Here is a 22,522-nt window from a genome sequence, read left to right as displayed (position 1 = left end):
CCCACTTCTCTTGTGGTCTCAAAACACGTATCGGCGGAGGCGGCCGTGTCGAAAATTCCAGACGGGGCAGTGGTCGTCGTGTCGGGGTTCAACGTGGCCAATGCGCCCTTTTACCTCCTTGACAAGTTGCTGGAGCGTTACAAGGAGACCGGTCACCCAAAGGGGCTGTTCATAGTCTCCGACGTCTTGCCCGCCATCCCCGGCTTTGGCTTAGATAAAATAGGCGAGTTCATCGTGAAGGAGAGGGACCAGGACTTTGTGAGAGGGTTTCTCCTGTCTTTCTACGGGTGGGCCCCCTCGCTTCAGAGGGCCGTGGAGGAGAACTTAGTGGAGGCCTACACCTGGCCCATTGGCATTATCAGCAGGTGGTTTAAGGCCGTCGCCGTGGGTAGCCCCGGGGTCTTCTCTAGGGTGGGGCTTGGCACATTTCTTGACCCCCGCCAAGACAACTGTTTTTTAAACGACTTGGCGAGGGAGAGGAGGACCGCCAGAGTGGAGTTGGTGTACATAGACGGGAGGGAGTACTTGCTCTACAAGGCGCCTAAGCCCAACGTGGGGATTATCCGCGCCACAACCGCCGACGAGTTGGGCAACTTGTCTATGGAGCAGGAGGCCATCTACGGCTCTGCGCTGTCCATAGTCGAGGCTGTCAAGGCGAACCCCGGCGGGCTTGTCTTGGCGCAGGTGTTGAGAGTGGTGACGCTGGGGGAGATACATCCAAAGCACGTGGTTGTGCCAGGCCCCCTCGTGGACTACGTCGTAGTGGCGCGGAGGGGCACTGAGGCGGAGAAGTTCCACTGGCAGACGGCTTCCTTTGACTTAAATCCAATAATCAGCGGAGATGCGCCGTATAGAGCGGGCTACGAGCCTCTGCCCCTGGGGCTGGAGAAGGCGGTGGCGAGGAGAGTGGTGTTGGAGCTCTTGAGAGTGGTAGAGGAGGTGGGCCGGCCAATAGTTATAAACCTGGGCGTGGGGATCCCCGCCGCCGTGGCTGACGTAGTTAGAGAAGAGGGGCTAGACGACGTGATACACATGACTGTGGAGTCGGGGCCCTGGGGAGGCGTCGCCCTCATGGACTTAGACTTCGGCGCCGCCATGGGTCACTACGCCGTGTTGCCCATGCCCGACCAGTTCATCCTCTACGAGGGCGGGGCCATCGACGCCACCTCGCTGGGCTTTATGCAGGTGGACGAGTTGGGTAACGTAAACTCCGCCTTCGCCCCTGGGAGAATAACGGCCCCGGCGGCTTCCCCATAATTGCCACGGGCTCCCCCAGGGTCTACTTCGCCGGGGCCTTCACCGCCGGCAAGAGGGACATCCGCGTGGCCAACTGCCGCCTAGCCATTGCCCAAGACGGGCCAATTGTAAAATTCGTGAAGAGGGTGTTCAAGATAGTCTTCAACGCTGGCTACGCGCTGGAGGAGGGGAAGGTGGTGATGTATATAACTGAGCGCGCCGTGTTTAAGCTCACTCCAACTGGCGTTGAGCTCGTGGAGGTGGCGCCGGGCGTCGACGTGGAGAAAGACGTGGTTAAGAAGATGGAGTTTGTGCCTAAGATTGGGAAATTGGAGGAGATGGACAAGAGGGTCTTCTGCGAGGGGAAGCTGGGCCTCCGCAGAGAGGCCCTCCGCCTACTAAGGCGGTAATGTTATATACACGTGTAGGCGTACGTGTGTGATCAATAGGGATAAGCCCTCCGTTGTCGTCGCCTCTGGGAGAGCCCGCCTGGCGGACCTCCTCTCCAAGGCCCCGCTCTACTTCGCCTACAGGGGGCCGCACGGCGAGTGGTTTAAGTCTGTGGCAGAGCGCCACCTAGAGGAGGCGCGTTGGGAGAGGTTGCCCCCCGCAGAGAGCCGGGTAGCCACTAGGCGGGACCTCTTGACGGGGGGCTTCATAAGGCTTAGAGACACCGTAGTGGCGGACTCCGGCAAGTGCATCTGGTGCGGCATATGTGCCAAGGCCTGCCCCTTCTCCGCCGTGAAGTACGCAGAGCGCAAGTACGTGGAAGTGGACTACGGCCTCTGCGCCGACTGTGGGCTGTGCAACGCGGTGTGCCCAGTGGAGGCCATTCAGATGCCGTCGCTCCCCGACGGCTACCTAGCCGACTTGGTAAAGACTTCGCCGGGCTCGCTGAAGTTCATCTGTGACTACGCCTTTGAGCTAGAGGACGAGGAGGGGGTCAGGGTGAAGTGCATTGCCGCAATTCCCAGGCAGTACCTCTACCTAGCCGCGGCTAGGCACGGGGAGGCGAGTGCCCACTGCGCACTGGGCGAGTCATGCCCCCTGTGGCCGGCGGCGGAGAGGTGGGGACGCGGCTTGGCGCGGGAGGGTAAAGACTTCGTGGTAAAGAGCGAGGTGAAGCCGCTAGAGCCGGGGGGCAGGTGGCAGAGCAGGATGTTGGCCGCCGCGGTGGGAATGCCCGTGGGCAACGTAGAGGTGCTCCAGGGGTGTACTCTCTGTGGCGCTTGCGTCAACGTGTGCCCCACCGACGCCCTCTCCCTCCGGGAGTTTGAGCTGAGGATAGTCCCCGCCCTCTGCATTGGGTGTGGGCTATGCGCAGAGAAGTGCCCCGAGGGCGTGATGCGGGTCTCAGAGAGCCCCAGCCCGGCGCCATATGAGCGTAAGACCCTCTTCCGAGACGCCCCGGCGCGTTGCTCCTCCTGCGGCAAGTCCCTGCCCTACACGGAGGCCGCCGCTCGGAAGATAGCGGAGAGGCTTAAATCGGCTGGACTGCCCCACGACCACGTCTACTTGTGCGAAGAGTGCCGCCTAAAGAGGCTATGACAGTGCTGGAGGTGCCCGGCTGCCCCGAGGGCTCCCTCCGCGTGGTGGCCTACATACAGGAGAAGTCGCCCAGCGAAATAGTGGTGAAGACCCCCGACGAGGACTGTGTAAAAGTCCTCCGCCTCGTCTTACCCCTCTTCGGCTACGCAGTGGTAGAAGTCGGCAAAGAGGGAGAAGCCCACTTGGTAAAAGCCGTGAAGCGCTAGCTTATTGCCAAAGCCTCCGCCCTCCTCCTGCCCCGCAGGCATTCTAGGTACATGGAGTACAACACCTCAGCCACGTGGGGACCCACCGCCTTGACCAACAACTCCATCGCCTTATCCTCTTCCACGTCCTCAAGGGCGTACCCCCTCTTCTTCATGGCATAGCTTATGTAGTAGCTAAGCGGGGGCTCCAGTTGGCGGAGGAATTCTTTAAACTGCATGGGTCAATATTACCCGGGTATTAAATGTATATCGTTTATTCCTGGAACCTCTTTATGAGGAGCGGCGCCGCTATTCCAAGGGCTATTGCTAAAACAGCTGTGGCCAAGTTGCGGATTAGGATTGCGGGGTCTAGGGAGGGGGAGGAGATGGAGTCTACGAGGAAGAGGAGCCCCAGCACCACCGCCACTGCGCTTAAGGCGTATACCACCGGCTTGCTGACCATGAAACGTAAAACGGGGGTCTATTTAAACTTCCTCTTGAGACTCTGTGAACTTCCTGTGTAAAATGGGCGCGGCGAATCCCAGGGAAAGCGCCGTGATAGAGAGGCCTAGGTCGCGGGTGAGGATTAGGGGGTCTAGAGAGGGGTTGCTCAACGTGGAGACGAGAGTCAGCCCGCCCAGGGCAATGGACGCAAAAGCTAGGGCTTTCACGACGCCGCTCTTCATATCTCTAAGTCTGCATCTGTATATAAGGGCGTTGTGGAATATTGAGATAATAGTCAAATTTTTATAGGGGGGCAATCTCCCGGTGGCATGGGGAAATTGACTTTGTCTACGACTTGGCGCGGCTCGACGAGAAGCTCCTCATAAACGCGCTACAGGCGGCCGGCCTCTCGGTGAGAGTTCTACACGCCGAGTCCTTCCTCGCCCCCGACGATGTGGGACAAGTAGGCGTGATAAGGCTGGCGGCCAGGTCCAGAGTCGTGCCCGTGGCACACACCTACGAGGCCAGGGGCGGCCTCTCCATAAACACCGCCCAGTCCCTCGAGGTCTCCCACGACAAGTACCTCACCTACCTCCGCCTCCGAGACGCCGGGGTCCCGACGCCCAGGACCTTCCTGGCCTTCGGCCTAGAGGGGGCCAAGGCGGCGGCGGAGAAGCTGGGCTACCCAGTCATCGTAAAGCCCACCGACGGATCTTGGGGGCGCTTCGTCAGCTTGGCCAAGTCGCCCGAGGACTTGGAGGCCATAGTGGCGCAGAGGCTAGCCATGGAGAGCGGCCTCCACCTCTATCTGGTCCAAGAGTACCTGGAGAAGCCGGGCCGCGACATTAGGGTGACGGTGGTGGGGGAGAGGGCAGTGGCGGCCATATACCGCATAAACTCCGCCGACTGGCGGACAAACACCGCGAGGGGAGGCAAGGCGGAGCCCGTCAAGATAGATCCCGAGCTGGAGGAGGTGGCCGTGAAGGCGAACAAGGCCGTGGGGACGTTCTACTCGGGGGTAGACGTGGTGGAGACGCCGAGGGGGTACGTGGTGCTTGAGGTAAACGGTGTGCCCGAGTTTAAAAACGTCCAACGCGTCACGGGGATAGACGTGGCTGGGGAAATCGCCTCCCTGGTGAAAGAGCTGGCGAAGCGGTAGCTACTTGGCCTTCAGCTTTGAGTACTCCCTAAGGGCCACCTTTGCCCTCACGATGTGCTTACAAGGCCCTCCTCTGTACTTAAAGTCGCGGCAGTCGCACCGGCCGAGGAAGTAGCGGGTGCCGGCCTTTAGCTTGAGCACCACTTGGTAGCACTCCTCCCGCTCTGTCTGATAGCGGACGTAGCACACGGCGTATATCCAGGGGCCGCGCCTCTCTACGCTGGCGATGTATACCTCCTCGCCCAGCTTGTATATCACCTTTGGCGCCACCTCTCTACACAGCACACCTCCTACTGGGCAAATATATATGAACTTAACTCTGCGTAGAAGACCCGGGGCGGGGCCGGGGAGAGGAGGCCCAGGTCTGTGATAAATAGGTCGAAGACGCTGGGCGGGATTTTGTCAAAGAGTGGCACTTCCACGGCCCCCAGCGGAGTCTCCGCGGCTACTCTAAGCGGCTCGGGGGCAGGGATGGGCGCCGCCTTGTAGCTCTCGAAGACAGCCGCCGTGCGGATGCCCCGCGCCTTCGCAGAGGCCAGCAGGGGCAGTGACCCCACCTTGTTAAACGCATAGTCTTCGTAGAGCCCGTCTAGCCCCACCACTGCTAGGTCGTAGTCGAAGGCCCCCACGGCGGAGTCTGGCACAACCACTACTCTCCTGCCGTACGTCTTGGCCGCCTCCAGCGCCTCGAGGCCGGGCCTGCTCTCGGCTAGATACACCACCTCAACGCAGTGCGCCTTGGCCTCCAAAAGCCTAGCCACGGCTCTGCTGAAGCTCACCGTGGCCACTGCCCTGGGGCACCCCAAGGCCTTCACCGAGGCGTCTAGCCTGCGGCGGGCCAGGGATATGTACTCCCTAAGCTTGGCCAAGGCCTTCCCCACGTCGGCCCCCCTCTCCACCGCCTCAGCCACTATCAGATACAACACGTCGAGAGGCCCCATGCCCGGCCTAACCCTCCTCACCGCCTCAGCCGCGCGCAACGGGTCGGGCGAAGAGGCCACTATGTCAAGCGCCTTATCGATGTACCAAGAGGCTCCCCTGACCCACTCCCTCTCCAGCTCTTTCACAGCCCCGCTGAGCCACGTATTTATTTCTGTGCACGCCGCGGCGTAGATCGCGGCGGTTCTGTGCATTTAAATATGGTTCAAGTACCTGCTGTGCTCACGGTGAAGAACCTCTACGTGTACAGAGGGGGCAAGGCGGTTCTTGAGGACGTGACTTTCGACGTGGGGAAGGAGTTTGTGCTCGTGGTGGGTCCCAACGGCGCGGGGAAGACCACCCTCTTCCTGGCAGTTTTAAACCTGGTGAAGTACCGGGGCGAGATCTGTGTAGAGGGGGTATGCGGCCCAGAGAGGGTGAAGAGGGTTGGCTACGTCCCGCAAGCGCTGGAGGTGGGGAGAGACGCAACTGTGTGGGAGTACGTCTATCTGCCGGCCAAGTTCCGCGGCATTCCGCCCGAGGTTGCTAAGGCGGCTTTGGAGGAGGTGGGGATGGCGGACTTGGCGGATAGGCCGCTCTCCGCGCTGTCGGGGGGCCAGCGGCAGAGGGCCGCCATAGCAAGGGCCCTCGCGGCGGGCGGGGACATCTTGCTCTTGGACGAGCCCTTGGCCAATGTGGATCCGCAGGGGAGGCTGGAGCTTCTCACACTGCTCAGAGAGCTGAAGAGGGGGAGGACGATTCTAATGGCCTCTCACGAGCTCACACTCCCCTCAGACTTGGCGGACAAGGTCTTGTTGCTCAACCGGAGAGTGGTGGCCTACGGATCCCTTGACGAAGTTCTACAGGAGGAGGTCTTGTCCAAAGTGTATAGCTACGTCCGCGTGGCGAAGGTTGGGGGGAGCTACGTGTGTGTCACAGAGGACTATGCGCATCCTCATTGAGGTCTCTGCGGCTGTTCTGGCCGCGGCGGCGCTTGTGCACGCCTACTTCGTTGCTCCGTTGCTCTTCTGGCCCTTGGTCTCGCTTATGGCTTCGTCGGCGGTGCTGGCGGCCCACAGCCCCATGGCTTTGAGCAGGAGGATGACATTCCTCGCCCACGCCCAAGCCCACAGCATATTGACGGCCTCTCTACTGGCAGCCATCCCCGCCGCCGCGCTTGGGGCAGGGCTCTCGTCGCCGCTCTTCCTGGCCTTTACCCTAGTGGCCATGGTTTTGTTAAACTTCGCCGTGCTCGCGGTGGAAAGGCTCGGGTATGCCCGCGACGTGGCCACCGGCGTAGTCATGTCGTTGCAAGTGTCGGCCACGGTGGCCCTCCTATACCTAGTGAGGCTAGTATACGCCGCCGTTGTGGACCCCCTCGCGGTGTTGACGGGGGAGTACGTGTTGATTACGCCTAGAGACGTGGCGCAGCAGGCCCCCCTGCTGGCGGCCGCGGCGGTGTTCCCTTTAGCGTTTGGGGTAAAGTACCTCTACGCCGCGGTGGATGAACAGTATGCCCGGGCCGTGGGAATCCGCGTGGGGTTGTACGACTTCGGCTACGTCTTCTCCATGTCTATAGCCGCGGCGGCGGGCATCTACGCCCTCGGCGCCTTGATGCCGGCGGTGCTCTTAGTAATGCCGGGCGCAGTTGCGGCTAGGCAGAGCAAGCGCCTCCTCGACCAAATCCCCCTCTCCACCTCCTTCGGCGTGCTGTCGGCGGCCGTTGCACACTTCTTGTACACGGCACTGCCGTGGCTTTGGCCAAGCGCGGCCCTGGGGCTGGTCCTCGCGCTTCTGTTGGCCGTGGGCTTCAGAGGGCGGGGGTAGGGGGTAACTTTTATATTTGCATGAGGTAAAATGGGGCATGAGGTACTGGCTGTTGGCGCTGGTGGCGGCCGCGTTGGCCTGGGCCGGCATGCTCACCGACCACTTCACCTCGCCTCCCATAGAGGTGTGGGTGACTAGGACAGACCAGTGGCTCTTCTGCACCGACTACGGCGTCACTGTGAATATAAAGGCGCTGGACCCCGTGACTGTGAACAAGGTGGAGATAAAGGTCAAGTTCTTCGAGGAGGGCACCTACGTCCCCACGGTGACTTCGCGGTCTTACTCAGGCTTCTCTCTGGCCAAGGGCGAGTCTAAGCAGATTGCCACCACGTTCAACTACTGCCCGCAACGGAGGGTAGACCCCCTGATACTCCTCGAGATATACGTCTACATGCCCAACGCCACGTGGTCGTACCAGTACTACATCGGCAGAGTGCTCCCCACCACCTACGAAGACCTCGCGGCTAGGGCGGCCCAGCTGGATGCCAAGGTCAAGGAGCTGGCCGCCCTGGTGGACCAGCTCAAGGCCCAGATCGCGGACCTCCAGAGGCAGTTGAAGCAGAGGGAGGCCCAGGTCGCAAACCTCACCGCGCTTCTGGCCGCCGCGCGGGCTGACGCAAATCAGCTCTCCGCCGCGCTGGCCCAGGTGAGGGCCGAGCGCGACGCGCTTAGGGCCCAGCTGGAGCAGACGCAGGCCCAGCTCAACGCGGTGAGCCAGGCCAAGGCCGCCGTGGAGGCCCAGCTGGCCGACGCCAAGAGGCAACTCGACGAGTTGAAGGCGGCCTACGACAAGCTGTCCGGCCAGTACACAGACGCGCAGAGGCAGATAGCGGACTTGCAGGCCCGACTCGCCGACCTCCAGAAGAGGTACGAAGAGCTACAGGCCGAGGAGCGCCAGCTGAGAGACAAGTACCTCTCCCTAAGCGCGGACTACAATAGGCTGAGCGGCCAATACTCCGAGCTCTCCAGGGCATACGAACAGGTGCAACAGGAGAAACAGCTCCTCCAGAGCAGGTACTCCGAGCTCAACACGGGCTTCACATGGGCCATAAACTTGGCCACGGCCCTGGGCGTGGCGCTGTTGTTCGTCATAGCGCTTGTGTTGACTAGGAAGAGGCAGGCGGCGCCTCCCCCGCCGCCGACTCCGCAGACATCCCCGCCCACCTCCGTCAAGGCGGCTGTAGTGTTGGAAAACGCCGCGGAGAGACTCGTCAAGTGGCCCGTCACTCAAGAATAATTAAAACCCACTCACTTTTTTCCCGGTGTTGACAACTTGAGCCACTGAGGGGTGAAGAGACGGCGGATTGCAGAACTAGCCCTGGGAGGCCAGTCGCCTTATCCGAGCCACGACCTCTTCGATGTCTTTTTTCACAAGCTCCTCTGAGCGGTAGCGGGACAGCTCGTACTCTTCGTCGACGCCGCTGTGCTGAAACTCGTGGAGATTCAAGGCAAGCTCCACTAGGAGCCTCAACTGGTCGTCTCCTATAAGCGCGGCCACCTCCCTCATGCGCGATGTGGGCATCACGGCGATTATCCAGTCCCCCTTCTCCACCGCATTTTTGGGGCCTACCCTCTTCACACCCTTAAACGCCGCAACAATCTTGTCTTTGTGCAAGGCCGCCGCGGCGGCTAGGTAGGCCTTCACCGCCTGGAAAGCCTTCCCAGCGGCGTTGCGGAGAAGGCCATTCTTGAGAAACTCCTCAGCCAGCTCCGCCTCGTAGAGCGCCTCCCTAAGCTTATCTCTCCTAAACTTGTCCAAGTCCACCCAGGGCGTAGTGACAGTTAACACGGAACCTCTGCGCATGGGTATATATCTTTTAAAGGGGGAATCGGCACCTCTGTGCTTTGGTTCCTCCTCACCACTGGGGCGTGCAACCTGAGGTGTAACTACTGCGGCGGGTCTTTTTCTCAGAAGCACAGCCCCTGGAGACCCACCGTGTCGCCTGGGGATGTGGTCAAGTTCATCGCGGAGAGGGACTCCTCGCCCACTGTGTTCTTCTACGGCGGAGAGCCCCTCTTAAACGTGGACTACATTGTGCAAGTCATGGAGGCGCTTCCCCACGCAAGGTTCGGCATACAGACCAACGGCACCTTGGTCAAGAGGTTGCCGCCGGAGGTTTGGCGCCGGTTTTCCACAGTGCTCCTCTCCATTGACGGGCCTCCCGAGGTGACAGACTACTACCGGGGCCCCGGGGTGTATAAGAGGGTGGTAGAGGCGCTGAGGTGGCTGAAGGGGGAGGTGGGTTGCGGGTGCAAGGTGATCGCCAGGATGGCTGTGACCCGCCGGTCGGACATATACAGAGACGTGACCCACCTGCTCTCCCTCGGCTTCGACGCGGTGCACTGGCAGCTCAACGTCGTATGGACCGACGAGTGGGGGCCCCGCGAGTTCCTCAAATGGTCCCACTCCACGTACCTCCCCGGCGTGGCCAAGCTGAGGGACCTCTTCCTAGGGGAGGCGGAGAGGGGCAGAGTCCTTGGGATTATCCCAATCCTCGGCATCTACCGCGCCTTGCTGGTGAAGCCGTACGACTGGGTGCCCTGCGGCGCCGGCCGCCACTCCTTCGCCATAAACACAGACGGCCGCGTCCTCCACTGCCCCATCGCCGTGTCCGAGAAGTGGGCCACCGCGGGCAACATCAAAGTGGGCATTGTCAACACGCCCAGACTCAGCGAGAAGTGCCTCCGCTGCGAGTATAGACACGTGTGCGGAGGGCGGTGCCTCTATACGCACTACGAGCAATACTGGGGAGAGGAGGGCTTCGACGCCGTCTGCCAAGTCACCAAGGCCACCATAAGGCTGTTGGAGGAGGGAGCCCCCCGCCTCAAGTCGCTCATGGAGAGGGGGGTCGTTAGGCGTGAAGACCTGAACTACGACCCGCTGGCGGACTCCACAGAGGTTATTCCTTAAAACTCCTCCAAATATATGGACTTTGCCAAGTTTCTCCTCGGCGCGTTGCTCGGCTACAGCCTCGCCGTACCTCCCGGCCCAATGAACGCGCTGATAGCCGCGTGGTCTCTCAAGAGTTTCCGCCACGGCTTCGCCGTGGGGGCCGGCGCAATGAGCGCAGACTTCCTGTTAATGTTGCTAACCCTGGCCCTATCCACCGCGCTTAAGTCCCTCGGCGAGATCTACTACACGCCTTTCTACGCCGCGGGCGGGGCCTTCTTCCTATACCTAGCCTACAAGATAGCCACGTCTAAGCCGCCCAAGGAGGGCGGGAGCGGAGGGGGAAGCCCCGCGAGGGGCTACCTCCTCGGCCTCAGCCTAGGCCTCGTAAACCCCTACCAGGTGGGGTGGTGGATCACCGCGGGGCTAGGCTCCATTGCCCAATTCGGCGTCGAGTGGGCCGCCGGCCTTTTCGCCGCAATCTTCACGTGGATAACCGCCTTCCCAGCCGCCGTGAGGGCTGGGTGGAGGGCCAACAGCCGCGCCACGTGGCTCGCCATAAAGATCTTCTCCACGGCCACCCTCCTCATATTCGGCGCATACTTCCTCTACATCTCTGTGCTACTCATTTACAAGACGCTGACATCTGCACATTGAGGTGGCTTCTGTTAATATATCTGTACACTTACGAGGATTTTTTCCCTTAATTGAATTATTTTCGAGAAAAGTTTTTAAAAGTTAATTTTTTTGGGTAACATGTCTGAGGGTGAAAAGAAAGAGGGGGTAAAGCGCCCCGACTCCACTAGACGCACTGTCGTGGCGGCGGCCGGGGCCTTGGTAGTTGGAGGCGTGGTGGGCTACCTGCTGGCGCCCCGAGGCGCCGTGGAGACAGTTACCCAGACCGTCACGCAGACGGTTACGCAGACCCAGACGGTCACTCAGCAGGTCCCCCAGCCGGTGCCCCAAGCCAAGGCCTATGAGCGGGTTAGGCTGGCGAATATTAGGGATTTGGCCAATAAGAGGCCGGTGGTGAGGCAGTACATGGGTCTGAACGTGCTTCTAGTTAAGCTGGGTGAGCGTGCTGTTGGGGGCGTTGGGCCCGACGGAGATGTTGTGGCCTTTGTAAATGTTTGCACTCACATGGGTGGGCCGTTGATTTATGTCCCCGACACCAACTGTGCCGTCTGCCAGCTCCACTATACTCAGTTCGATTTGGCTAGGGGCGGGAAGCAGGTCACGGGGCACGCCACCGAGTATCTGCCCCAGGTGGAGCTCGAATACGACGAGAAGACGGGCGATATATATGCCGTTAGTATTAACCAGCTTGTCTACGGGAAGTACGACAACTTGGCGTAGCCATGTCGTTTAGGTTCACCGGCAGGGTCCCGCTTCCGCCGCCCGACGCAGAGAGGTACACCACTATGTGCCAGTTCTGCAACGTTGGATGTGGCTACGACGTGTATGTATGGCCGGCGGGCGCCTCCGGCGGGCCTAAGCCGGGAGAGCACGGAGTTGTGTACAAGCTGAAGGACGAGGTCTACGGCAGAGAGCTGACTCTCCAGTCCACCGACTTCTCTAAGCCGTTGCCAGCGCTCTCGGCGAAGGCCGGCACGCCTTGGATTTCCGAGGCCATGGTGGTGAGGACTATACGTAGGGATTGGAAGAGGGGGAGGGGCACGGGGGAGTTTAGGGAGGTGTACGTGGCGCAGATCCCAAGCCCCGAGTGTCCCATAAACATGGGCAACCACAGCATTCGCGGCGGCACCAACGGGGAGAGGAACTGGAGTCCTTGGAACGTGGCTGGGGCTAGGCGGCTGAAGTTCCCAATGGTCAGATTCGGCGGGAGGCTTGAGGTAGTCACCTGGGACTACGCCATTGACCTCGTGGCGCGGGTGGTGAAGGGGGTGATAGACAAGTGGGGCATCGACAGGGGGATGGGCAAGGAGGGCCACGCCGTCTTTGCCCACAGAATGGACCACGGCGGAGGCGGCGGCGGGGCGATGATAGAGAACACGGCCGCCGGGCTGTTCTTCTTCTACGGTGTCCGCACCGCCTTTGCCAGAATTCACAATAGGCCCTTCTTCGGCCCCGAGAACCCGGCGATAGGCGACGCGGGCCCGGGCGCCATGAACAACTCGCTCCACGACTTGAGGCTTGCCGACGTGGTCATATTCTGGGGCGCCAATCCCTACTCCACGGGCACTGTCATGTTTATTGAACACGCGTTGGACAACCTCCGTGGGGCCACTGTGGAGGAGAAGCGGAGGTGGTACAGCCAGGGCGAGTCCGCCGGGCCTGCCTACATGATAATCGTAGATCCGCGCGACACGGAGACCGTAAGGGCCGCGAGGGCCGCTGGCGGCGACAGAGTGCTTGTGCTACGCCCTGAGCCCGGCACCGACATTGTCTTGGCCAACGCCATTGCCCGCGTCATCTACGAGAGGTATAGAGACGTGGTGGAGAAGTACGTGCAGCAGTACAGAGACGCGGCCCAGCGGTTTGGCTTTGGCTGGGATGAGAACGCGTGGCGGCTGTACCTAGAGAAGGCGTTGCAGATCAACAGGCCGCTTGACGACTTCCTCAACGAGGCTGTCAATATTACGAAGGTGAGCAGGGCCGACATCGAGAAGGCGGCGCAGATAATAGCGGAGCCGAAGCAGGGAGGGTTCTTGAAGAGGGTGTGGCTTATGTATGAGAAGGGCATTATCTGGAACCAGAACTACCGCTCCATCTACGCCCTGGTCGACCTCTGCATCGCCGTTGGCGCCTTCAGGGGGGTGCCCGGCACCGGTTGCCAGCGGCAGGGCGGGCATCAGGAGGGCTACGCGGGTCCGGCTCCGCCGCCTCCGCCTTGGACAAATGAGCGCCACCACGTGAGCCCGTGGAATTACGCAAAGGAAAAGGGCATAGAGCTTAGGACCTACGACGACTATGCGAAGCTGTTTGAGGAGTGGTATAGGGAGGTGTATAGTGAGGGGTACTACAAGACGAAGTGGCCCCTTGGGGACAGGTACATGCCTACGACCGACTTTAGGCTGACCGCTGGGGAGGGGAAGGTGCTGTGGGTGCATGACATGGACAACTACAAGCTTGCGCCGCAGGCCCAGAGGCTGAAGGCGGCGGTTAGCGACCGGGCGTGGAGGGTGACCAGGTACGTCTTTGCCGAGGACTTTGCGAAGATCGGCGGCGCGGAGTCCAGAGAGCAGTACGACGTCAAGGCGTTGGACATCCCCGTGACCACGCGCCTCACTTCGAGGGAATACGCTGAGAAGGTGCTGGAGGCGTTGGAGAAGACCGGCGGACTGTTCGTAGTTGTCCAAGACATATATCCCACGTTTATGATGGAGGACGCGCACGTGGTCTTGCCAGCCGCGTTTAACAACGGCGAGGTTCCCGACGTGAGGATGTCTGTCCACGAGCGGAGGTTTAGAATCTCCGACGCCTGGCTGGACCCGCCCGGCGAGGCTAAGCCGGATTGGTGGATCTACGCCATGGTGGCTAAGAGGATCGTGGAGCTGTACGAGGAAGAGGGGAGGGGCAACGACAAGGTGGCTGAGAGGTTTAGAAAGGCGTTTAAGCCCATTTGGGACGCCATGGAGAAAAACGCCCGCGACCCCACCTTCGAGGTTGAGAATGAGATATTCAAAGTCTACATAGCCAACGCCGACGAGACTTACAAGCAGCTGGGCGTGGAGTGGGAGGTGCAGTACTGGACGCCGGCTTTCAAGAAGCTGGACTTGAACATCTTGAGGAAGTTTAGAACCGTCGGCGTGGTACTCCCGCTGACTGAGCTAAAGGTAGGCCCTGATGGGACTGTGGAGGCGCGGGGGGTGGTCAACCTCATGGAGCCCGCCTTGAACGAGAGGTACAGAGAGGAGGTGGTGGTGGCGAGGCCTGACGGCACTATAGAGAGGAGGATTGAGTACGTGCCCTCGGAGAAGGCGCGGGGCTACGTGGTGAAGCATCTGCGGGCGTGGCCGTCCCTCTGGCTTGGCTACCCGCCGTATGTGGCAGAGCAGAGCCAGAAGTACAGGTACTGGGTCATAAATGGGCGGTACAACGAGATTTGGCAGACCGGCTACGCCGACCCCAACAGCGAGGTGTTGATGAGGCGCTGGCCGTACGCCTTTGTGCAAGTGAACCCCAACGACGCCAGTAGAGAGGGGCTGGCAAACGGCGACGTGGTAGTGGTCTACAACGACAACGGCTCTGTGCCCGCGATTGTGTGGGTTACCGACATAGTAAAGGAGGGGCACATATTCTTAATAATGGCGCATCCGTACAGCGTGGGGGCAAACGCTGTAACTACGCCAAGCGTAGAGCCTGTGGCGCAGAACCCAGACTACAAACTGACAAAGGCCAACATGGTCAAAATAGGCACGCTCGACGAGGCGGTTAAGGCGTTGCTAACTTTCAAAGACGTAAAACTAGCCCCATAATACTATTTTTTTATCTCGTTCTAAACTGTGTGGCTTTTACCCCTTGTTTAAAGTGCCGCGCGGGGAAGCTACTCTGCGGGTTGTCGTACTGTCCACTGCTCCGCCTCCCCGCCCCGGCCAGACAGCCGCCGATGGAGCTCTTCGGCTCCACGCCCCCCTCGGTATTCGTCGGAAGAGTGGGCTACCCAAGGGTCAGGGTGTACCCCTCTGCGCCGCCGGTGGCCGGAGACACGTCCATCTACGAGAGCCCCGGTGCCTGGCTCTCTCTGCCCATTGAGCGGTTCGTGGAGTTGCGCCTCTCCCTCTTCAGAGGTGGGGTGGAGGTGGACGTGGACAAGCCGAGCCGCCTTGGGGAAATCCAAGCCTTGGCCCTCTCCCAGAGCCCTGTGGACGTGGAGATGCGCTTCGCCAAGAGGCCCGCAGGCGTTTACTTGAGCGAGTACGCCCCGCCCATGGGCCCAGCCGCCCCGCTGAGGGAGTTCAAGCCCGCGGGGAACCCCTCGCTCCCGAGGGCGGCCGAGGAGGCGCTCAGCGACGTGGACATGGGGGCCCACGAGGCGGTGGTAAAGCTCTACTTGGCTGGGCTAGACGTGTCTTACATCTCCAGGGCCTTGTCCATAGGCGCCTTGGGCAGGCGGAGGCGCCTAGTCCCCACCCGCTGGGCCATCACCGCCGTGGACAAAGCCGTCTCAGACTTCTTGTTGAGCAAGGTCAAGCAGTTTCCAGAGGTGGACGGGTACTACCTATACGCCCGCTACGCCGAGCGCAACCTCTTTGTCGCAATACTGGCCCCGGCGAAGTGGGCCTACGAGTGGGGAGAGGCCTTTGAGCCCCGCACGGTGTGGAACCCAGGCGGGTCTGTGGAAGTGGAGGTGGACTACGAGCTCTTCCAGGGGAGGCGGGACTACCCAGAGATAGGCGGGTGCTACTACGCCGCCCGCCTCGCCGCAGTTGAGCACCTCTACTCCATTAGGAGGCAAGCCGCGGCCGTCATCTGGCGGGAGGTGTACACGGGCTTTACCACGCCGACTGGGGTCTGGTGGGTGCGGGAAAACGTGCGCGCCATGTTCAGGGGGGAGCCAGTCCGCTTTGACACCCTCGACGAGACCCTAGAGGCGGCCTCCCACCTGCTGAAGTACTCCTCCACGTGGCTGAGGGCCTCCAAGCTTCTCCCAGTCCTAAAGTCGAGGCTCTACGGCGTGCACGGCACTGCGTAATGACTGCGTGTACTACGAGGTGCTGTGCACAACATTTAAAAATGGAAATTTGTAGGGTGCTCATGCCGATCGAAAAACGGTTCTCGGTCTACCTCGCACTGGCGGCTCTGCTGGCGGTGGCTGTGCATGGGGCAAAGATCGTGGTGTCGTTCCCCGCGTACAACGTGGTGCTCAAGGAGGCGTTCCCGCAGGTGGAGGTAATCCTCTTGACGAGGGGCGCCGCGGATCCGCACGAGTATCAACTCACGCCGCAAGACCTCGAGTTTCTCAAGTCGCTGGGGCCAAGCGACGTCATTGTGAGCTCGATGCACGCGCCCTTTGAGCTAAAGATCGCTGAGATGGTGAAAAGGGGCGAGATCAGGGCCAAGATGATAGACATCACGCAGCTGTACACCTTCTTAACCTTCGACGGAAAAGAGGTGCGCCTAGAGGAGGACCACAACCATGAACACGACCATCACCATGGAGGCGAAGGGTACAGCCACGAGGAGCATGGCAGTGTGAACATGCACGAGCACGGGCTCTACCCGCCCAACGTCGTAAGGCTCATACGCGCAGTGTCTGAAGCCACCGGCCTCAGCCCCGACCAGCGGTTTCTGCAGAGGCTGGAGGAGTTGAACAAGACTTATGCGGGTAAGTTCACCGGGATGGCTGTGGCAATTACGCCGGCCGCCCAGTACATACTCTACTGGCTCGGGTATAGAGATATAGTGGTCTTAGTAAAAGAGGCGGGAGTGCCCCCGACCCCCCAGGACTTGGAAAAGGCTATACAGTACGTGAAGGAGGGCGCACCTGCGTTAGCGGCGTATGTGAGCGGAGAGAGGCCCAGAATCGTGGACCAATTCATTCAAAAAGTCGAGGAGGCCGGGGTGAGCAACCCGAAAATAGTGGCGGAAAGCTTTGCCAACAGCTACATCGACACTCTTGCCAGAGTCATAGAGAAAATAGCCGCACAGTTCACAGCGGCTAAGACCAGCGTGGCTACTGGCACCACAACGCAACCCCACGCGCCGCAACAAACCGCCGCTCCCACGTCCGCAGGTCAGTGGGACAGTGCATTGACGTGGACGCTAGCGGCTGTGGTAGCCGTAGTCATCGTCGGAGTGGGCATTTGGGCGCTGAGGAGGCGCAGGTAGGTCTCATTTTAATAAGACTTTTTCCCACTTTTTAGAAGATCCTTTCTACGTCTAGGCCGTCGAAGTCTTTGTCGTTGCTGATAATCTTCTTTATCCCGTGCTTCTTCATGGTGGCATAGTGGAGTCTGTCTTCAAAGTCGCGTGGCTTTTCGAGCTGGAGGGCTAAGGTGTAAATGTCGGCGGTGAGGGGCAGTATGTCGGCTAGCTGGAGGACGGCTTCGGCGGCTTTTGGGTTTTTCGCGAGTACGAACATTAGCCAGGGGGTTAGGGCGGAGGTCGCCAACTCGCCGATGTACTGTTGAAACAGTCTCTTTGCCCGTGGCCCGTACTGCGGATGCGCCGTTAGGAAGTAGTAGATGGCGTTGACGTCAACGTATATCACCGCCCACGGCCCTTGCCGACTCCTCCTCCACAGCTCTGTCTATCTCCTCCGCGGTTTGGTAGAGGGCAGGCGCGAAGGCCCCGTACAGCTCTTCCAACTCTATGGGGACGAGGACCAGCCTATCTCCCTGTACGAAGGCCCTAAACCTCCTGGCCTTAAGCCTCCTCCTAATTGAGACGGGGAGGTATATCCTCCCGTTGGAATCCATTTCTACAATTTCCACACACGAAAAATTCTCCATAAATATAAGCGTTTTGCCAACCTAGCGCGTCTTGGCGTAGGCCACTAGGAGCGGGAACCTCCTCTCCACCACCACGTCGAAATCCGACAATACCTCCTCTAGACACCTCTGTGTACAGCCGTGGCTACCCACTAGGGGCATCCTCGCTTTGTCCACCTCTATGGCCACGAAGTAGGCCCCAGGCCTGAGGGCTCTCTTTACCTCGTCCGCGGAGGGGCCGTGGGGGCCCCAGTGGTGTAGCGTGAAGAGGGCGACGGCGGCGTCGAAGGCGGCCCCCCTCAGCGGCAGGGCGAAGCTGGCGCCGGCGAGGGGGTCCCCCGCCCCCCTCTTCCTGGCGTATTTGAGCATTGGCGGCGAGATGTCTACGCCCACTACGCGGTACCCGGCGGCCTCTAGCCGCTTCATAAGGGCCCCGGTGCCTGGCCCAATCTCCAACACGCGCCCGCCCGGCTTGGCCACCTTGGCCACGGCCTTGGCGGCGGCGGAGTATGCCCAGTCGAAGACCCGGAGCTTCACCAGCCACTCGTAGAACGCGGCGGTCCTCTCGTCGAAGCGCTCAATCTCCATGGCCCCGCCTCAAATTCCTTATAAATGCGTTCAAGTGGGGGGAACGTGAAGCTTGTTATTGTATCTAACCGCCTCCCCGTGTCCGTAGTGCAGAGAGATGGGGCGTATGAGATTAGGGAGGCCGTGGGGGGCTTGGCCACGGCGGTGCGCTCTTTTCTCCGCGCAGTGGAGGGGGGTAAGGCGCTTGGCCTCTCGGAGGTGGTGTGGGTGGGGTGGTCGGGGTTGAGGGCTGAGGCGGAGACGGAGGAGGTGCGGGGCAGGCTGAGGGAGATGGGGCTTGTGACTGTGCCGCTTGCGGGGGAGGAGGTGAACCTCTTCTACGAGGGGTTTTGCAACTCCACTCTCTGGCCCCTCTTCCACGGCCTTATCGTGTATACCGTCTTTGAGGGGAGGTTTTGGGACGCCTATGTTAGAGTCAACCAGAAGTTTGCAGAGGTCGTCCTGCCCCTCGTGGAGCCTGGGGACATAGTCTGGGTGCACGACTACCACTTAATGCTCCTGCCGGCCATCATCCGCGACGCGGCCCCCGACGCGGCCGTCGGCTTCTTTCTCCACATACCCTTCCCGCCGGCGGAGGTCTTCCAGCTCATGCCACCGCCGTGGAGGTCGGCAATACTCGACGGAGTGCTGGGGGCAGACCTCGTGGGGTTCCACGTCCACGAGTACGTTAACAACTTCTTGAGGTCCGTGGCCAAGTTCCTGGGCTACAAGGCCGAGGCCGGCGCCGTATACGCCGGGAGGAGGAAGGTGAAAGTGGGGGCCTTCCCCATAAGCATAGACTTCGACTTCTTCTACAACTCCTCTCTGCGCGAAGACGTGGCGGCGATGATAAAGGAGTTTAGGCAGAGGCTAAGGGGGCTGAAGATAGTGTTTTCAATAGACAGGCTGGACTACACCAAGGGCAATTTAAATAGGCTCAGGGCGTGGGAGAGGTTTCTGAAGGAGAACCCCGAGTGGAGGGGCAAGGCCACTTTCATCATGGTGGTTACGCCGTCTAGAACCGGCGTGCCGCAGTACGAGGCCATGAAGAGGGAGATTGAGCGAGAAGTGGGGAGGATAAACGGGGAACTCGGCGAAGTGGACTGGACCCCAGTGGTGTACATCTACCGCTTTATCCCCACCCCCACGCTACTCGCCTTGTACAACGTGGCAGACGTGGCGCTGATAACCCCCCTGAGAGATGGCATGAATCTAGTGGCCAAGGAATACGTGGCGTCGAGGAGGAACTGCACAGGCGTCTTAATACTCAGCGAGACGGCGGGGGCAGCCCACGAGTTGCTCCAAGCGCTTATTGTAAACCCAAACGACGAGGGCGGCGTAGCCGCCGCAATAAAGCGGGCGCTCACCATGAGCGAAGAGGAGCAGTGTAGGCGGATAGAGGCGATGCAGGAGCGCATTAGGCAACACGACGTGGTGAGATGGGCAGTCGACTTCATCCACGCCCTGGCCGAGGCCCACCTAGAGGCCCAAGAGGCCGCCCAGCCCGCCGCGGCGCCCGTGGACGGAAAAACCGCCGAGTCCATCGCCGCCGCCTTCTCTGCGGCCGCCCGTCGCCTCCTACTGCTCGACTACGACGGGACGCTGGTGCCCCACTACCCCTACGCCTATCAAGCAGTGCCCGACGCAGAGCTCCTAGCCCTCTTAAGAGAGCTAGCGGCGCACCCCGAGACACATGTGGCCGTGGTCAGCGGGAGGGGGAAGGAGTTTCTAGAGGCTTGGCTGGGCAATCTGCCGATATACATTGTGGCCGAGCACGGCGCGTTTATAAGACACAGCGATGGGAACTGGGTGCAGATTTTCCCATTTGACACAGAGTGGAAGGCCGCCGTTAGACGCGTCATGGAGGAGTTCGCAGAGCTGGCTCCGGGGTCCTACGTGGAGGAGAAGCAGTCCTCCATAGCGTGGCACTATAGAAATGTAGAGCCAGAGGTGGGGGAGGCCATTGCGGCGAGGCTCATAGAAGCCCTCGGGGGACTCCTCGCGGGGACAACCGCTGCAGTTTTAAAGGGTAACAAGGTAGTGGAGGTAAGGCCGGCAGGCGTGAACAAGGGGGCTGCGGCCAGGCTGTTGGTGGAGAAGCTAAACCCCGACTTTGTACTCGCGGCGGGCGACGACGCCACAGACGAGGATATGTTCAAGGCGTTGCCCCCCACGGCGTACACCGTCAAAGTGGGGAGGGGCGAGACGGCGGCCAAGTACTACGTCCCTTCCTACAAAAGGCTTAGGGAGCTCTTGACCCGCCTGTCAAAATCTCTTCGGCCAACTTCGCCACAGCCTTAGCAGTGGCAATGGCCACGAGGCCCTCCCCCCGCGCCCTGGCCCTCTTCTTCATTTCTTCCCACACTTCCGGCCGCCTTGCCAACTCTGCGACCCAGCGCGCCGCAGCTTCGACGTCGTCGGGATTCCTCAAGTGGATCCCCTCTACGCCGTCTGAGATATACCACGCCGCCTTTGATCCCGGCGATGCCGCCACCGGGACGCCAGCGTAGAGAAACTCTTGGGCCCTAAAAGCCGCCGGCTCGTAAAAGGAAAAGTCAACGGCCGCCGTGGCCTTCGTCATGAGGCCGGCCAGCTCCCCCAGCGAGAGGGGGCCAAGCACTAGGAGGTTCCTACGCCTAGCCGCCTCCCTCCTAAGTCTCTCTTCCCAGCTCCCCGCGCCCGCCACTGCGACCGCAGCCACGCCGGCCAGTCTGTCGGCCAGCTTAACCAAAGCCTTCACGTTCCTCTCCTCCTCTAGAGGGCCCACGTATGCCACCACGTGGTCAAAGCCCTCCACGTCTAGAGGCCTCGCAGTGGCGACGGCCTCGGCCACGTCTGGGTCGACCCACGCCGCGCTCTCCACGATCCTTTTCGCGCGCCTAAGCTCCTCCGCCTCAGCTCTACAGCAGACTACCACGCCGTCTGCGGTGCGTAGAACCTCTGGCAGAGCCACGGAGGCCCACATGGCCCTCGAAGTCCTCTCGAGGGGACCCAGGCGGCTCGTCCTGGGAAAGTACAGGGGCACGTAGACAAAGGCGGCCCTCTTCGAGGTCTCGCCAGCCTCTACCAGGGCCCTCCTCACGGCGGCCCACTTGGCAACCTCCTCGGGGCCATTCCAAAAACTCGACAGAACAACCACCGCGTCTAGTCCCAGCCTCTCTTCAAGAGACATGAGCACCTTGGCGAAGCTCCTAAGCGAGGCCCTGCCCCCGGGGAGGAGGGGCCTGGCGCTCAAGACCCGTATGGCGGGCACGCCGGAGGGGTCCCTCTCCACTTCCACAAACCCATCCACGCTCTTTTCCACCGTGTCGGGGTCCACGGCGGGTCTCCCCTCGTGGAATATGCTGGCCACGAGCCACGCCCTGTGGCCCAGCCGGGCGAGGGCCTTGACGAGGATGACGCCGGCCCTGTACTCGTCCTCCCACGCGGAGGTCTCAGGCGCCACTACGGCTATGTTCATTTCCTCTTAAGAGCCTCCAGCACCAGCACCGCCACTACTGCCACGGCGAGGCCCCAGGTTATCGGCGTAAGCATTGCGCTGAGGGTGGCGACGTTTATCCCCCCTTGCTCAAGGGCGAAGGTTATTACCACGAGGTAGAGGATAATCCTGATGTACTCAGCCACGGGGCCTATGACGGACTCCACCCTAAAGATGGCCCCCTTGTAAATGTACTCAACAAACCCGTCCACGAGGATAAAGCCCACGAGGGCAATGACGAAGAATTTCACAAACCCATACACGTAGACGTTGACCATGTCGAGGGCCCACCGGTAGAGCCACGGGCTGTCAAAGGCAAAGCCCAGGTAGGCGACGGCCAGCAAGATGGACGTTATGTAGATAAGCCACGCCGTGAGGGAGCCGAAGAACTCGCCCGCCGTGTAGCCGGAGCGGAGAAGCGCCCTGCCAATATTGAAATTTCTAAACCAGTCATTAAAGCCGAGCCTAGCCAGCCCCCGCTCCAGAAGCCTCTTCACCACTCTCCCCAAGACAAACCCCACCGCCACTACAGCCACCGCGGCAACTACATGGAAGAGATAGGTCCAAATGTCCATGTCAGAGGCGCCACACATATTAATAAGAGTTAACGCCGCCGACGCAGTTAAGCGATGTGTATATAAGTGGTTGCCCAGAGGGAGATGTGAAAAGGCCGCTCAAGTTCTTCGACATAGCCGTGGGGAAGAGCTTCACCACAGCGGAGTACCAAGTGGTAGAGGTGGCGTTCCGCTTCCCGCACGGCGTAGAGCGGAGACCCATGGCCGTGGCCGTGTCCCCCTACACGGGGAACAAGTGCTACAGCTTTGCGCCTAGGCGTAGCGAGATAAAAGCCGCGCCGCTCAACCACTACTTTTAAGC

25 protein-coding genes and 1 pseudogene are annotated in these 22,522 nt (G+C 60.7%); 15 read left to right on the top strand and 11 right to left on the bottom strand.

All coding sequences use genetic code 11. From position 1 onward, the window contains the following. Positions 1–12: 12 nt before the first annotated feature. The 3 genes and pseudogenes from PCAL_RS07365 to PCAL_RS07355 all read left to right on the top strand — a co-directional run bounded on the left by PCAL_RS07365 (position 13) and on the right by PCAL_RS07355 (position 2,990). Positions 13–1,646 (top strand): annotated as a pseudogene (locus tag PCAL_RS07365) (acyl CoA:acetate/3-ketoacid CoA transferase). 28 nt (positions 1,647–1,674) lie between these two features. After that, the gene (locus PCAL_RS07360; RefSeq protein WP_011850063.1) at positions 1,675–2,784 is read left to right on the top strand and encodes a 4Fe-4S binding protein; all 1,110 of its coding nucleotides are present in this window, start codon (positions 1,675–1,677) and stop codon (positions 2,782–2,784) included. Continuing rightward, positions 2,781–2,990, top strand: coding sequence for a hypothetical protein (locus PCAL_RS07355; protein WP_011850062.1), 210 nt, complete (start codon positions 2,781–2,783; stop codon positions 2,988–2,990). Before PCAL_RS07360 ends, PCAL_RS07355 begins: the two co-directional genes overlap by 4 nt. Here the strand turns inward: PCAL_RS07355 and PCAL_RS07350 are convergent. The 3 genes from PCAL_RS07350 to PCAL_RS07340 are packed head-to-tail and all read right to left on the bottom strand — an operon-like array spanning position 2,987 to position 3,655. Beyond that, complete coding sequence (locus tag PCAL_RS07350) at positions 2,987–3,208, bottom strand: hypothetical protein (protein WP_011850061.1); 222 nt, start codon at positions 3,206–3,208, stop codon at positions 2,987–2,989. The two genes, PCAL_RS07355 and PCAL_RS07350, sit on opposite strands and share 4 nt — an antisense overlap. Positions 3,209–3,243: 35 nt before the next feature. Further along, a complete protein-coding gene (locus tag PCAL_RS07345) occupies positions 3,244–3,432 on the bottom strand; it encodes a hypothetical protein (RefSeq protein ID WP_011850060.1) in 189 nt (62 codons plus the stop codon). Positions 3,433–3,454: 22 nt separating this feature from the next. Continuing rightward, a complete protein-coding gene (locus PCAL_RS07340; RefSeq protein ID WP_011850059.1) occupies positions 3,455–3,655 on the bottom strand; it encodes a hypothetical protein in 201 nt (66 codons plus the stop codon). Positions 3,656–3,768: 113 nt separating this feature from the next. Between PCAL_RS07340 and lysX the strand changes: the two genes are divergently transcribed. Beyond that, on the top strand, positions 3,769–4,572 hold the full coding sequence (gene lysX / locus PCAL_RS07335; RefSeq protein ID WP_011850058.1) for a lysine biosynthesis protein LysX: 804 nt from the start codon (positions 3,769–3,771) through the stop codon (positions 4,570–4,572). Here lysX and PCAL_RS07330 read toward each other — a convergent pair whose 3' ends face one another. Further along, complete coding sequence (locus PCAL_RS07330; RefSeq protein ID WP_011850057.1) at positions 4,573–4,857, bottom strand: SWIM zinc finger family protein; 285 nt, start codon at positions 4,855–4,857, stop codon at positions 4,573–4,575. Positions 4,858–4,862: 5 nt separating this feature from the next. Continuing rightward, entirely contained in the window at positions 4,863–5,705 is an 843-nt protein-coding gene (locus tag PCAL_RS07325; protein WP_011850056.1) for an eIF2B alpha/beta/delta subunit family protein, read from the bottom strand. Positions 5,706–5,711: 6 nt separating this feature from the next. Here PCAL_RS07325 and PCAL_RS07320 point away from each other — a divergent pair, with 6 nt between their 5' ends. The 3 genes from PCAL_RS07320 to PCAL_RS07310 are packed head-to-tail and all read left to right on the top strand — an operon-like array spanning position 5,712 to position 8,554. Continuing rightward, a complete protein-coding gene (locus PCAL_RS07320; protein WP_011850055.1) occupies positions 5,712–6,452 on the top strand; it encodes a metal ABC transporter ATP-binding protein in 741 nt (246 codons plus the stop codon). Beyond that, entirely contained in the window at positions 6,436–7,317 is an 882-nt protein-coding gene (locus PCAL_RS07315; RefSeq protein ID WP_011850054.1) for a metal ABC transporter permease, read from the top strand. The genes PCAL_RS07320 and PCAL_RS07315 overlap by 17 nt, the downstream gene beginning before the upstream one ends. 37 nt (positions 7,318–7,354) lie before the next feature. Further along, on the top strand, positions 7,355–8,554 hold the full coding sequence (locus tag PCAL_RS07310; RefSeq protein ID WP_193322608.1) for a hypothetical protein: 1,200 nt from the start codon (positions 7,355–7,357) through the stop codon (positions 8,552–8,554). A gap of 75 nt (positions 8,555–8,629) precedes the next feature. Here the strand turns inward: PCAL_RS07310 and PCAL_RS07305 are convergent, their stop codons facing one another. Then, a complete protein-coding gene (locus PCAL_RS07305) occupies positions 8,630–9,106 on the bottom strand; it encodes a PaREP1 family protein (protein WP_011850052.1) in 477 nt (158 codons plus the stop codon). Between the two features lie 51 nt (positions 9,107–9,157). On the opposite strand from PCAL_RS07305, the gene PCAL_RS07300 reads away from it, so the two are divergent. The 6 genes from PCAL_RS07300 (at position 9,158) to PCAL_RS07275 (ending at position 16,999) form a co-directional block, all read left to right on the top strand. Further along, positions 9,158–10,228 (top strand): radical SAM/SPASM domain-containing protein, encoded by a 1,071-nt coding sequence (locus tag PCAL_RS07300; protein ID WP_011850051.1) that lies wholly within the window; start codon positions 9,158–9,160, stop codon positions 10,226–10,228. Between the two features lie 15 nt (positions 10,229–10,243). Next, the gene (locus PCAL_RS07295; protein ID WP_011850050.1) at positions 10,244–10,864 is read left to right on the top strand and encodes a LysE family transporter; all 621 of its coding nucleotides are present in this window, start codon (positions 10,244–10,246) and stop codon (positions 10,862–10,864) included. 99 nt (positions 10,865–10,963) lie between these two features. Beyond that, entirely contained in the window at positions 10,964–11,563 is a 600-nt protein-coding gene (locus tag PCAL_RS07290) for an arsenate reductase (azurin) small subunit (RefSeq protein WP_011850049.1), read from the top strand. Between the two features lie 2 nt (positions 11,564–11,565). Next, positions 11,566–14,646 (top strand): molybdopterin dinucleotide binding domain-containing protein, encoded by a 3,081-nt coding sequence (locus tag PCAL_RS07285; protein ID WP_011850048.1) that lies wholly within the window; start codon positions 11,566–11,568, stop codon positions 14,644–14,646. Between the two features lie 29 nt (positions 14,647–14,675). Beyond that, entirely contained in the window at positions 14,676–15,863 is a 1,188-nt protein-coding gene (locus tag PCAL_RS07280) for an Nre family DNA repair protein (protein WP_011850047.1), read from the top strand. Positions 15,864–15,925: 62 nt separating this feature from the next. Next, positions 15,926–16,999, top strand: a complete 1,074-nt coding sequence (locus PCAL_RS07275; RefSeq protein WP_226951930.1) for a metal ABC transporter solute-binding protein, Zn/Mn family — start codon at positions 15,926–15,928, stop codon at positions 16,997–16,999. 31 nt (positions 17,000–17,030) lie between these two features. Here PCAL_RS07275 and PCAL_RS07270 read toward each other — a convergent pair whose 3' ends face one another. From PCAL_RS07270 to PCAL_RS07260, 3 genes are read right to left on the bottom strand one after another with little or no spacing between them, the layout of a single operon-like run. Next, the gene (locus PCAL_RS07270; protein WP_011850045.1) at positions 17,031–17,381 is read right to left on the bottom strand and encodes a type II toxin-antitoxin system VapC family toxin; all 351 of its coding nucleotides are present in this window, start codon (positions 17,379–17,381) and stop codon (positions 17,031–17,033) included. Beyond that, positions 17,368–17,604 (bottom strand): AbrB family transcriptional regulator, encoded by a 237-nt coding sequence (locus PCAL_RS07265; RefSeq protein ID WP_193322605.1) that lies wholly within the window; start codon positions 17,602–17,604, stop codon positions 17,368–17,370. The genes PCAL_RS07270 and PCAL_RS07265 overlap by 14 nt, the downstream gene beginning before the upstream one ends. 39 nt (positions 17,605–17,643) lie before the next feature. Then, the gene (locus tag PCAL_RS07260; RefSeq protein ID WP_011850043.1) at positions 17,644–18,189 is read right to left on the bottom strand and encodes a class I SAM-dependent methyltransferase; all 546 of its coding nucleotides are present in this window, start codon (positions 18,187–18,189) and stop codon (positions 17,644–17,646) included. Between the two features lie 24 nt (positions 18,190–18,213). On the opposite strand from PCAL_RS07260, the gene PCAL_RS07255 reads away from it, so the two are divergent. Continuing rightward, positions 18,214–20,469: a bifunctional alpha,alpha-trehalose-phosphate synthase (UDP-forming)/trehalose-phosphatase gene (locus PCAL_RS07255; RefSeq protein ID WP_011850042.1), complete on the top strand. Its 2,256-nt coding sequence runs from the start codon at positions 18,214–18,216 to the stop codon at positions 20,467–20,469. Here PCAL_RS07255 and PCAL_RS07250 read toward each other — a convergent pair. Next, entirely contained in the window at positions 20,411–21,628 is a 1,218-nt protein-coding gene (locus tag PCAL_RS07250) for a glycosyltransferase (RefSeq protein WP_011850041.1), read from the bottom strand. The genes PCAL_RS07255 and PCAL_RS07250 overlap by 59 nt on opposite strands. After that, complete coding sequence (locus PCAL_RS07245; protein ID WP_193322603.1) at positions 21,625–22,221, bottom strand: mechanosensitive ion channel family protein; 597 nt, start codon at positions 22,219–22,221, stop codon at positions 21,625–21,627. The genes PCAL_RS07250 and PCAL_RS07245 overlap by 4 nt, the downstream gene beginning before the upstream one ends. 86 nt (positions 22,222–22,307) lie before the next feature. On the opposite strand from PCAL_RS07245, the gene PCAL_RS07240 reads away from it, so the two are divergent. Beyond that, a complete protein-coding gene (locus PCAL_RS07240) occupies positions 22,308–22,520 on the top strand; it encodes a hypothetical protein (RefSeq protein WP_193322602.1) in 213 nt (70 codons plus the stop codon). The last annotated feature ends 2 nt before the right edge of the window (positions 22,521–22,522 follow it).

Source organism: Pyrobaculum calidifontis JCM 11548, assembly GCF_000015805.1.
Classification (GTDB): Archaea; Thermoproteota; Thermoprotei; order Thermoproteales; family Thermoproteaceae; genus Pyrobaculum; species Pyrobaculum calidifontis.
This window is presented reverse-complemented; position numbering and strand designations above follow the sequence as displayed.

Bases quoted from the DNA above. Each gene is read 5' to 3' on its own strand.
- PCAL_RS07325 (WP_011850056.1), bottom strand. From the start codon at position 5,705: ATGCACAGAACCGCCGCGATCTACGCCGCGGCGTGCACAGAAATAAAT.
- PCAL_RS07315 (WP_011850054.1), top strand. From the start codon at position 6,436: ATGCGCATCCTCATTGAGGTCTCTGCGGCTGTTCTGGCCGCGGCGGCG.
- PCAL_RS07310 (WP_193322608.1), top strand. From the start codon at position 7,355: ATGAGGTACTGGCTGTTGGCGCTGGTGGCGGCCGCGTTGGCCTGGGCC.
- PCAL_RS07350 (WP_011850061.1), bottom strand. From the start codon at position 3,208: ATGCAGTTTAAAGAATTCCTCCGCCAACTGGAGCCCCCGCTTAGCTAC.
- PCAL_RS07295 (WP_011850050.1), top strand. From the start codon at position 10,244: ATGGACTTTGCCAAGTTTCTCCTCGGCGCGTTGCTCGGCTACAGCCTC.
- PCAL_RS07345 (WP_011850060.1), bottom strand. From the start codon at position 3,432: ATGGTCAGCAAGCCGGTGGTATACGCCTTAAGCGCAGTGGCGGTGGTG.
- PCAL_RS07340 (WP_011850059.1), bottom strand. From the start codon at position 3,655: ATGAAGAGCGGCGTCGTGAAAGCCCTAGCTTTTGCGTCCATTGCCCTG.
- PCAL_RS07355 (WP_011850062.1), top strand. From the start codon at position 2,781: ATGACAGTGCTGGAGGTGCCCGGCTGCCCCGAGGGCTCCCTCCGCGTG.
- PCAL_RS07285 (WP_011850048.1), top strand. From the start codon at position 11,566: ATGTCGTTTAGGTTCACCGGCAGGGTCCCGCTTCCGCCGCCCGACGCA.
- PCAL_RS07255 (WP_011850042.1), top strand. From the start codon at position 18,214: ATGCGTTCAAGTGGGGGGAACGTGAAGCTTGTTATTGTATCTAACCGC.
- PCAL_RS07260 (WP_011850043.1), bottom strand. From the start codon at position 18,189: ATGGAGATTGAGCGCTTCGACGAGAGGACCGCCGCGTTCTACGAGTGG.
- PCAL_RS07250 (WP_011850041.1), bottom strand. From the start codon at position 21,628: ATGAACATAGCCGTAGTGGCGCCTGAGACCTCCGCGTGGGAGGACGAG.
- PCAL_RS07275 (WP_226951930.1), top strand. From the start codon at position 15,926: ATGCCGATCGAAAAACGGTTCTCGGTCTACCTCGCACTGGCGGCTCTG.
- PCAL_RS07290 (WP_011850049.1), top strand. From the start codon at position 10,964: ATGTCTGAGGGTGAAAAGAAAGAGGGGGTAAAGCGCCCCGACTCCACT.
- PCAL_RS07245 (WP_193322603.1), bottom strand. From the start codon at position 22,221: ATGGACATTTGGACCTATCTCTTCCATGTAGTTGCCGCGGTGGCTGTA.
- PCAL_RS07320 (WP_011850055.1), top strand. From the start codon at position 5,712: ATGGTTCAAGTACCTGCTGTGCTCACGGTGAAGAACCTCTACGTGTAC.